Origin of the sequence: Aquabacterium sp. (assembly GCF_004297345.1) — a bacterium.
In the GTDB taxonomy this organism is placed as follows: Bacteria; Pseudomonadota; Gammaproteobacteria; order Burkholderiales; family Burkholderiaceae_C; genus Aquabacterium.
In genome coordinates this window covers 1-9,235 of sequence record NZ_SCTN01000039.1, presented here as the reverse complement: position 1 = coordinate 9,235, position 9,235 = coordinate 1, and the positions used below count along the sequence as shown (strand labels likewise).

Annotated in this window: 7 protein-coding genes; 4 read left to right on the top strand and 3 right to left on the bottom strand. The window is 60.1% G+C overall.

Translation table 11 applies throughout. The annotated features are described in order from the left end of the window. The 3 genes from sucC to recA all read right to left on the bottom strand — a co-directional run. Positions 1 to 1,088, bottom strand: a 1,088-nt coding sequence (sucC, locus tag EPO09_RS01130) for an ADP-forming succinate--CoA ligase subunit beta (RefSeq protein ID WP_290639336.1), incomplete at its 3' end; no start/stop codon positions are given. A 176-nt stretch (positions 1,089 to 1,264) separates the two neighbouring features. Further along, positions 1,265 to 1,741 (bottom strand): recombination regulator RecX, encoded by a 477-nt coding sequence (gene recX / locus EPO09_RS01125; RefSeq protein ID WP_290639334.1) that lies wholly within the window; start codon positions 1,739 to 1,741, stop codon positions 1,265 to 1,267. Continuing rightward, on the bottom strand, positions 1,728 to 2,777 hold the full coding sequence (gene recA, locus EPO09_RS01120) for a recombinase RecA (protein ID WP_290639332.1): 1,050 nt from the start codon (positions 2,775 to 2,777) through the stop codon (positions 1,728 to 1,730). Before recA ends, recX begins: the two co-directional genes overlap by 14 nt. Positions 2,778 to 2,954: 177 nt before the next feature. Between recA and EPO09_RS01115 the strand changes: the two genes are divergently transcribed. From EPO09_RS01115 to EPO09_RS01100, 4 genes are all read left to right on the top strand, one after another. Next, positions 2,955 to 4,184, top strand: coding sequence for a patatin-like phospholipase family protein (locus EPO09_RS01115; RefSeq protein ID WP_290639330.1), 1,230 nt, complete (start codon positions 2,955 to 2,957; stop codon positions 4,182 to 4,184). Positions 4,185 to 4,271: 87 nt separating this feature from the next. Continuing rightward, a complete protein-coding gene (locus EPO09_RS01110; protein ID WP_290639328.1) occupies positions 4,272 to 4,508 on the top strand; it encodes a DUF465 domain-containing protein in 237 nt (78 codons plus the stop codon). A gap of 236 nt (positions 4,509 to 4,744) precedes the next feature. Beyond that, the gene (gene metH, locus EPO09_RS01105) at positions 4,745 to 7,489 is read left to right on the top strand and encodes a methionine synthase (protein ID WP_290639338.1); all 2,745 of its coding nucleotides are present in this window, start codon (positions 4,745 to 4,747) and stop codon (positions 7,487 to 7,489) included. A gap of 218 nt (positions 7,490 to 7,707) precedes the next feature. Further along, positions 7,708 to 9,235, top strand: a 1,528-nt coding sequence (locus EPO09_RS01100; protein WP_290639326.1) for a DUF1800 domain-containing protein, incomplete at its 3' end; no start/stop codon positions are given.

The following is a 9,235-nucleotide window of genomic DNA, read 5'->3' as shown; positions in this document are numbered from 1 at the left end:
TCGGCCAGCATCTTCTTGCCCAGGTCTTCGTTGGTGCCCTTCATGCGGACAACCAGAGGCACGCTCAGGTTCACAGCCTTGCAGGCGGTGATCACACCGTCAGCAATCGTGTCGCACTTCATGATGCCGCCGAAGATGTTCACCAGGATGCCCTTGACGTCCGGGTTCTTCAGCATGATCTTGAACGCTTCGGTGACCTTCTCGGCCGTGGCGCCACCGCCGACGTCCAGGAAGTTGGCGGGCTCGCCGCCGAACAGCTTGATGGTGTCCATCGTGGCCATGGCCAGACCGGCACCGTTCACCAGGCAGCCGATGTTGCCGTCGAGCTGGATATAGGCCAGATCGAACTTGGAGGCTTCGATTTCGGCGGGATCCTCTTCGTCCAGATCGCGGTAGGCCACGATCTCGGGATGACGGAACAAGGCATTGGCGTCAAAGTTGAACTTGGCGTCCAGGGCGATGACATTGCCCTTGCCGTCGCGGTTCAGGGGATTGATCTCGACCAGGGAAGCGTCGGTCTCCATGTAGCACTGGTAGAGCTTCTTGAAGATGTCGGTGGCCTGGGCGGTCGAATCTGCCGGCATGCCGATGCCGTCGGCGATTTCCTTGGCCTGAGCATCTGTCAGGCCGGCCAGCGGATCCACGAAGACCTTGATGATCTTCTCAGGTGTGCTGTGGGCGACTTCTTCGATGTCCATGCCGCCTTCGCTGGACGCGATGAAGGCGACTTTCTGGGTGCCGCGGTCGGTGACCACGGACACGTAGTATTCCTTTTGAATGTCGGCGCCGTCTTCAATATAGAGACGGTTGACTTTCTGGCCTTCGGGGCCGGTCTGGTGGGTCTTGAGCTGCATGCCCAGGATCTCGCCTGCCAGACGCTTGACGTCTTCAATGGACTTGGCGACTTTCACGCCACCGCCCTTGCCGCGACCACCCGCATGAATCTGGGCCTTGACGACCCACACAGGGCCACCCAGTTTCTGCGCGGCAGCAACCGCTTCGTCTACAGAAAATGCCGGGATTCCTCGTGGGACTGGCACACCGAATCGGCTCAGGATCTCTTTGCCTTGGTACTCATGAATCTTCATGGGGGAACTCGCAGAAGGTTTTGCGTTCTGACCGAACATGACAAAAACCGCCGCAGCCGATCAGGCCTTGACGGGAAGCGCCCGCGCACAAGGATGACTTGTTTGCAGTGCAGCAACCAGCATAGCACCGCAGGCCTTGAACACAAAAAGGCTTGATGACAAGACGGGCGGGAAGATCAGGAATGTGTGAAACCTTCGCCACGAACGACGCGGCGAATCACCTCACCGGAGAAGCCGCGCCCTGCGAGAAAGCGCATCTGGCGGGCTTTGTCTTCAGGCGTCTCAGGGATTTCACCGTAGCGACGCACCCACAGGGCGTGAGCGCGCTCGAACTCGGTTTCGCGCAAGACTTGGGTGGCCTCGCGTGCGATGTCTGGCGGTAACTGGTGCTGAGCCAGTTCGGCCTGTAGGCGCGCGGCGCCGAACTTGGCCGCCTTGCGGTGGAGCATGGAATCCGCAAAGCGCTGGGCGGACAGCAAACCGCGCGCTTCCAGTTCGTCCAGCGCCTGTTCGATTTGCTCGGCTGATTCCGCGTGGGGTGCCAGTTTGCGCCGCAGCTCAACCCGAGAATGCTCGCGGGCAGCCAGGTACTTCAGCGCCCGGCCCTTGAGCGACAGGCCAGGCATACCCGGCCTGGAGTTATTCGCCAGCATCGGCCACAGCAGCCGGCAGCAAAGCGATGTCCAGCGACTCGCGGATCTTGTTTTCGATCTCGCGTGCCAGATCAGGGTTCTCGCGCAGGAATTCGCGGGCGTTGTCCTTGCCTTGGCCGATTTTCTCGCCTTGGTAGGCGTACCAGGCGCCCGATTTGTCCACGATCTTGGCGGTCACGCCCAGGTCGATGATTTCGCCTTCGCGGCTGATGCCTTCACCGTAGAGGATGTCGAATTCAGCGGTTTTGAAGGGGGGCGAAACCTTGTTCTTGACGACCTTGACCTTGGTCTCGTTGCCAATGATGTCGTCGCCCTTCTTGATCGAACCGATGCGACGGATGTCCAGGCGCACGGACGCGTAGAACTTCAGGGCATTCCCGCCCGTGGTGGTTTCGGGGCTACCGAACATCACGCCGATCTTCATGCGGATCTGGTTGATGAAGATGACCATGCAGTTGGTCTTCTTGATGGTGGCGGTCAGCTTGCGCAAGGCCTGGCTCATCAAGCGAGCTTGCAGGCCGGGCAAGGAGTCACCCATTTCACCCTCCAATTCGGCCTTGGGTGTCAGGGCGGCAACCGAGTCCACCACGATCAAGTCAACCGAACCCGAACGGACCAGCGCGTCCACGATTTCCAGGGCTTGCTCTCCGGTATCGGGCTGAGAAATCAGCAGATCCTGCAGGTTCACACCCAGCTTCTGGGCGTACTGGGCATCCAGAGCGTGCTCGGCATCGATGAAGGCGCACACGCCAGCTTGCTTCTGCATTTCAGAGATGACCTGCAGCGTGAGCGTGGTCTTGCCGGAGGATTCAGGGCCATAGATTTCAACCACGCGACCACGAGGCAGACCACCCACGCCCAAAGCGATGTCCAGACCCAGCGAACCGGTGGACACCACCTGGATGTCTTGCGCCACTTCGCCTTCGCCCAGACGCATGATGGAGCCCTTGCCGAACTGCTTTTCGATCTGGGCCAGAGCAGCCTGCAGGGCCTTGGCTTTTTCTGCGCTGAGGGCGGACTTGTTGGTGACTTCCATGTGCGTGACTCCGTATGTTTCCGTGGGTGCGGGTTGTTGAATTTGAGCGCCATTATGGCAAAGCCTGGATGTTTGTACAGTACCTTTGCGAATATTTTTGATCCCCCCTGCGGGTGATGTTGTACGCCCCATCGCCACACTTTGCTGCAGCGCAGCAATTGCGACTAGACTGCAACAATGACAAGTCAGCCCCCCGCCAGCAGAAAAAAAGCGCCATCGGCCAGCGCCAGCCAGACCAAGGTGCGCCCAGCCAGGAAAACCGCGACAAAAACGGGCACAAAAAATAGCGCCAAGCCCAAGACCGGCAAGACCGCCTCGCCCCCATCCTCCTCGACACACAGCGGCCGACCTCGCGTCAACCTGGCCTTGCAAGGCGGCGGCTCCCACGGCGCCTTCACCTGGGGCGTGCTGGATCGCCTGCTGGATGACGACGGCCTGGACTTCGCTGGTTTGTCAGGTACCAGCGCAGGTGCACTCAATGGGGCCGTCCTGTTGTCCGCTTACGCGAAGGGCTTCGAACAAGGTAGCGAATCTCAGGCGCGCAAACAAGCGCAAAGAGGGCTGCACGATTTCTGGCGTGATGTCAGCCAGCATGGCCCTTTGTTCTCGCCTCTGACCATCCAGTCCAACGGCTTGATCAAGAACCAGTTCAACTTCGATCAGTTCCCCGCCTACCAATGGCTGAATCTGTTCATGCGCTCGTTCAGCCCGTATGAATTCAACCCGCTCAACCTCAATCCACTCAAGGACGTGCTGCGCCGTCACGTGGACGTAGATGCCCTGCACACAGGTTGCCAGCACTGCGGTGTGCCGCTGTTCGTCACTGCCACGTCAGTGCATACCGGCCAAGCACGCGTCTTCACGGCCGAAGAGTTGTCGCTCGATGCCTTGATGGCCTCAGCCTGCCTGCCCTTCGTGTTCCAGGCCGTCGAGATCGATGGCGAGCCGTACTGGGATGGTGGCTACACCGGTAACCCTGCGCTCTATCCGCTGATCTACAACACCGATCTCAGTGACGTCATGCTGGTGCGCATCAACCCGCTGCGCCGCGATGACAACCCCACGCGCAGTATCGACATCATCGACCGTCTCAGCGAGATCACCTTCAATGCCAGCCTGATTGGCGAGATGCGGGCCATCTCCTTCGTCAAGAAGCTGCTCAAGGAAGACAAGCTGGATCCTGGCCGCTACAAAAACCTGCATATGCACATGGTGGCCGACGATGCCGGCATGCTGCCTTACAACGCCTCCAGCAAGTTCAATACTGACTGGGCCTTCTTGCAGGAGTTGCATCACCTGGGCCACAAGGCGGCCCACAACTGGCTGGCAGCACACCGCGACCAGATCGGCCGCAGCAGCACCTTCGATATCGACAGCGTGTTCCTCACACCCGGCCATAAGGCTTGATCTACCGCAAGGCTTGAACCTCGTGCTAACCCCAAGATGAGGTCGTCGCGATAAACGCTGACGGATTGAGAACGAGAGGACATACGAATGATTCAAGATCACCACCCGCTGGCCAAGGACTTCCCTGAATTCAAGGACAAGATCCACTCGCTGAAGACATCGAACACGCATTTCGCCAAGCTGGAACGTGAGTACGAAGATCTGGACAAAGCCATTGTTCGACTCGAAACCGGCGTGGAGCATGGCTCCAGCAGTGAACTGGAACAAAAGAAGCAGCAGCGCGTTTCCCTCAAAGACGAGCTCTACAATATGCTGAAGGCCTGACATCAGGCTCAAGGTTTAAGGCAATTGCTGCACGCTACCTGATCGGGTAGGTCGACAGCGCCTCGGGGCACGGTGCCACAAGCACCGCGCCCTTTCCACTTTCTGGGCCACGCATTTAGGGCTTGTTGGGGCTCGTTCAGCCCTCGGGGCCTCGTAAAATGCCGGCCATGACCGAGTCCGCCCGCCCTCACGCCGCCGCTTCTGCCGGCACCCCGCCCTCCTCCAACGTATCCCCCATGCGCCTGTCCGGCCTGGAACCGGTTCACATCGGTCAGGGCACGCTGTTCGTCAACGTGGGCGAACGCACCAACGTGACTGGCTCGAAGGCTTTTGCGCGCATGATCCTGGAGGGGCGATTCGAAGATGCCCTGTCCGTGGCGCGCCAACAGGTCGAAAACGGCGCCCAGATCATCGACATCAACATGGACGAGGCCATGCTCGACAGCAAGGCCGCCATGGTGCGTTTCCTCAATCTGATCGCCGGCGAGCCTGAAATCGCGCGCGTGCCCATCATGATTGACTCGTCCAAGTGGGACGTGATCGAAGCGGGCCTCAAGTGCATCCAGGGCAAGGGCATCGTCAACTCGATCTCGCTCAAGGAAGGCGTCGACAACTTCAAGTACCAGGCTACGCTGGTCAAGCGCTATGGTGCGGCGGCCGTGGTCATGGCCTTTGATGAACAAGGTCAGGCAGACACCTACGCCCGCAAGATCGAGATCTGCGAGCGTGCCTACCGTATCCTGGTGGATGAGGTTGGCTTCCCGCCAGAAGACATCGTCTTCGACCCGAACATCTTCGCCATCGCCACAGGCATTGAAGAGCACGACAACTACGCCGTGGACTTCATCAACGCCACGCGCTGGATCAAACAGAACCTGCCCGGCGCCAAGGTGTCGGGCGGCGTGTCCAACGTGTCCTTCAGCTTCCGCGGCAACGAGCCAGTGCGCGAAGCCATCCACACCGTGTTCCTGTACCACGCCATCCAGGCGGGCATGGACATGGGCATCGTCAACGCCGGCATGGTGGGCGTGTATGACGACCTGGACGCCCATCTGCGCGAACTGGTGGAAGACATCGTCCTGAACCGCCAGCCGGTCTTCAAGGACGGCGAAGACACCAGCCTGACGCCCACCGAGCGCTTGCTGGCCATTGCCGAGCAGGTCAAGGGCTCGGCCAAGGACGACTCGGCCAAGCTGGCATGGCGCGGCACGGCCGAGCACCCCGCCACCGTCGAAGCGCGCCTGAGCCACGCGCTCGTGCATGGCATCACCGACTTCATCACGGTCGATACCGAAGAGTGCTATCAAAAGATCAAGGCCGGCGGCGGTCGCCCGCTGCACGTGATCGAAGGCCCTTTGATGGCCGGCATGAACACCGTGGGTGACCTGTTTGGCGCCGGCAAGATGTTCCTGCCGCAGGTGGTGAAGTCGGCCCGCGTGATGAAGCAGGCCGTGGCCCATCTGCTGCCTTACATCGAAGAAGAGAAGAAGCTGCTGATCGAGGGCGGCGGTGATGCCAAGGCCAAGGGCAAGATCGTGATCGCCACGGTCAAGGGCGACGTGCACGACATCGGCAAGAACATCGTGACCGTGGTCCTGCAGTGCAACAACTTCGAGGTGGTCAACATGGGCGTGATGGTCCCGTGCAAGGACATCCTCGACAAGGCCAAGGAAGTGGGCGCCGACATCATCGGCCTGTCCGGCCTGATCACGCCTTCGCTGGAAGAAATGCAGTACGTGGCCGCCGAGATGGAGCGCGACGAGTACTTCCGCTCGCGCAAGATCCCGCTGCTGATTGGTGGCGCCACCTGCTCGCGCGTGCACACGGCCGTCAAGATCGCGCCGAACTACAGCGGCCCGGTGGTCTATGTGCCCGATGCCTCTCGTGCCGTGGGCGTGTGCTCCGAACTGCTGAGCACCGAGCGTCAAGCCGCCTACATCGCCGAGTTGAACGCCGACTACGAACGCGTACGCCAACAGCACGCCAACAAGAAGGCCACGCCCATGGTGTCCTTGGCCGAGGCGCGCGCCAACAAGCACCAGGCTGACTTCGCCACCTACACGCCTGAGGCACCGAAGTTCATCGGCAGGCGCGTGTTCAACAACTATGACCTGGGTGAACTGGCTGCCTACATCGACTGGGGCCCCTTCTTCCAGACCTGGGATCTGGCCGGCCCCTTCCCTGCCATCCTGGAAGACGAGGTCGTGGGCGAAGAAGCGAAGAAGGTCTACGCCGATGCGCAGGCCATGCTCAAGAAGATCGTGGAAGGCCGCTGGCTCACGGCCAATGGCGTGATCGGGCTCTACCCGGCCAACACCGTTCAGGACGACCACATCGAGATCTACCGCGATGAGTCCCGCAGCGAAGTGCTGATGAGCTGGTGCCCGCTGCGCATGCAGACGGAACGCCCTGTCGTGGACGGGGTGAAGCGCCCCAACCGTTCACTGGCCGACTTCATCGCGCCTCGCGAAGCCAAGCCCGATTACATCGGCATGTTCGCCGTCACAGCCGGTCTGAACATCGAGAAGAAAGAAGCCGAGTTCCTGGGCCGCGAAGACGACTACTCCGCCATCATGCTCAAGGCCCTCGCCGACCGTCTGGCCGAGGCCTTTGCCGAGCGCATGCATGAACGCGTGCGCAAGGAGTTCTGGGGCTATGCGGGCGGCGAAGCACTCGACAGCGTCGCCCTGATCAAGGAGCAGTACCGCGGCATCCGCCCGGCACCTGGCTACCCGGCCTGCCCGGATCACACGGTCAAGAAGGACATGTTCCGGGTTCTGGAAGCGCATGACATCCACATGCACCTGACGGAAAGCCTGGCGATGATGCCTGCCGCCTCGGTCAGCGGCTTCTACATGGCCCATCCTGAAGCGGATTACTTCAATGTCGGCAAGATTGCAGGCGATCAGCTTGAAGATTGGGCGCTGAGAACCGGGCTCTCACATGAGCAAGCGCAGAGGGCTTTGGCGCCTGTGTTGTGAGTCGCACACGGCTCGCTCGGCGCTGACGGATTGAGGCTCACGTTCCACGCAATGGATCGCCAGCCCAAATGCCCGCTCATCTGCACTGTGATGAAAATCACAACGTTCCTTGTTTGATGGGCAATGGGTTTCCTTCGCTTACAAAAATGCAATATGGACGCAAGACGTCCAGTGCGGACGCATGGCAAATTGTGTTCTCCCGGTCAGTGCACGCGCTCATGCCTTCGTTCATCAGCAAGCGCCGAGTCATGGCCACACTGGTCTTTCAACTGCACATGTTCATGCGTCGATTCATCCGCCCACAGGTAGAAAAGCCTGGCACCTGGGGCCGCCAGCGCACCATGGCTACAGCGCTGTGCTTATCCTTCATGTTGCTCGCATGCGGCGGGGGCAATGGCTCGGGCAACACATCGACTGCTGACTCGGGCTCCTCATCGGACATGTTGGTGAGCGCCAGCCTGGCGCCCAGTTCAGAGTCAGATGCATACCGCTTTCTGACCCAGGCCACTTTCGGCCCTTCTCAGGACGACGTCGCACGCGTCAAGGCCATTGGCTACAGCAAATGGATTGACGAACAGTACGACATGCATTTGCAGACCAGCCATCTGGACACCGTCGTCGCTGCAGCGAGCGCGCTGAATCTGAGCAAACCGGACCCCGGGCAGCTCACGTTCAGTTGGTGGACCCACGCCATCAAGGATCCTGCTCAGCTGCGTCAACGCGTGGCCTTTGCCTTGTCGGAAATCTTTGTGGTGTCGTCTACGTCGGTGGAAAGCGGCAGGTCCTTGGCAAGCTACCTGGACATGCTGACGAACAACGCCGATGCAGACTTCAGAACCTTGCTAGAAGCCGTCGCCATGCACCCAGCGATGGGCTTGTACCTGTCCCACCTGTCCAATCGCAAGGAAGACCCGACAATCGGCCGCGTGCCCGACGAGAACTTCGCGCGGGAAATCATGCAGCTGTTCACAATCGGGCTGTATGAACTGGACGACAGCGCCAATCCCATCAAAGTCAACGGCCTGCCGACAGAAACCTACTCCGCCAGCGATATCAGCGGACTGGCCAAAGTGTTCACCGGATACAGCTGGTACCGGCCAGCAAACAAAGCCAGCCTGCCCGAAACAGAATGCTTCTGGCGCACGCCGAACTGCAACGATGCCGAACTGGATTACACCAACATGTCGGCTTACCCAAACTTCCACTCGACTTCTGCCAAACAGTTCCTGGGCATCACCGTCCCCCCGCAAACAACGGCCAACCCGGCGCTCAGCATCCAGTTGGCGCTGGACCGCCTGGCCAATCATCCCAATACAGCGCCCTTTATCAGCAAGCAACTGATACAGCGACTGGTGACCAGCAACCCTAGCGCACAGTACGTTGCTGACATCGCCCACGTATTTCGGGCCAACCACGGCAACATCAAAGCCGTCGTCAAGGCCATCCTGCTCCACAAGGAGGCACGCATCCCTGACGGCAACGCCCTGGAGGCCTACGGCAAGCTGCGCGAGCCGGTGCTGCGCTTTGCCCACTTGTTGCGCGCCATTCCTCATCACAGCTTTACCTATGAGCAGAACGTCAGCGGTGGCGTCATGCCTTTCTATCAAGCAGCGGAGTCAGCCGACCCTGGAACGGGACTTGGCCAAACGCCCATGGGCGCGCCATCGGTATTCAATTTCTTCCGCCCCGGCTATCGCCCTCCGCAAACGCAATTGCCAGCAGACATGGTGTCACCGGAGATGCAGA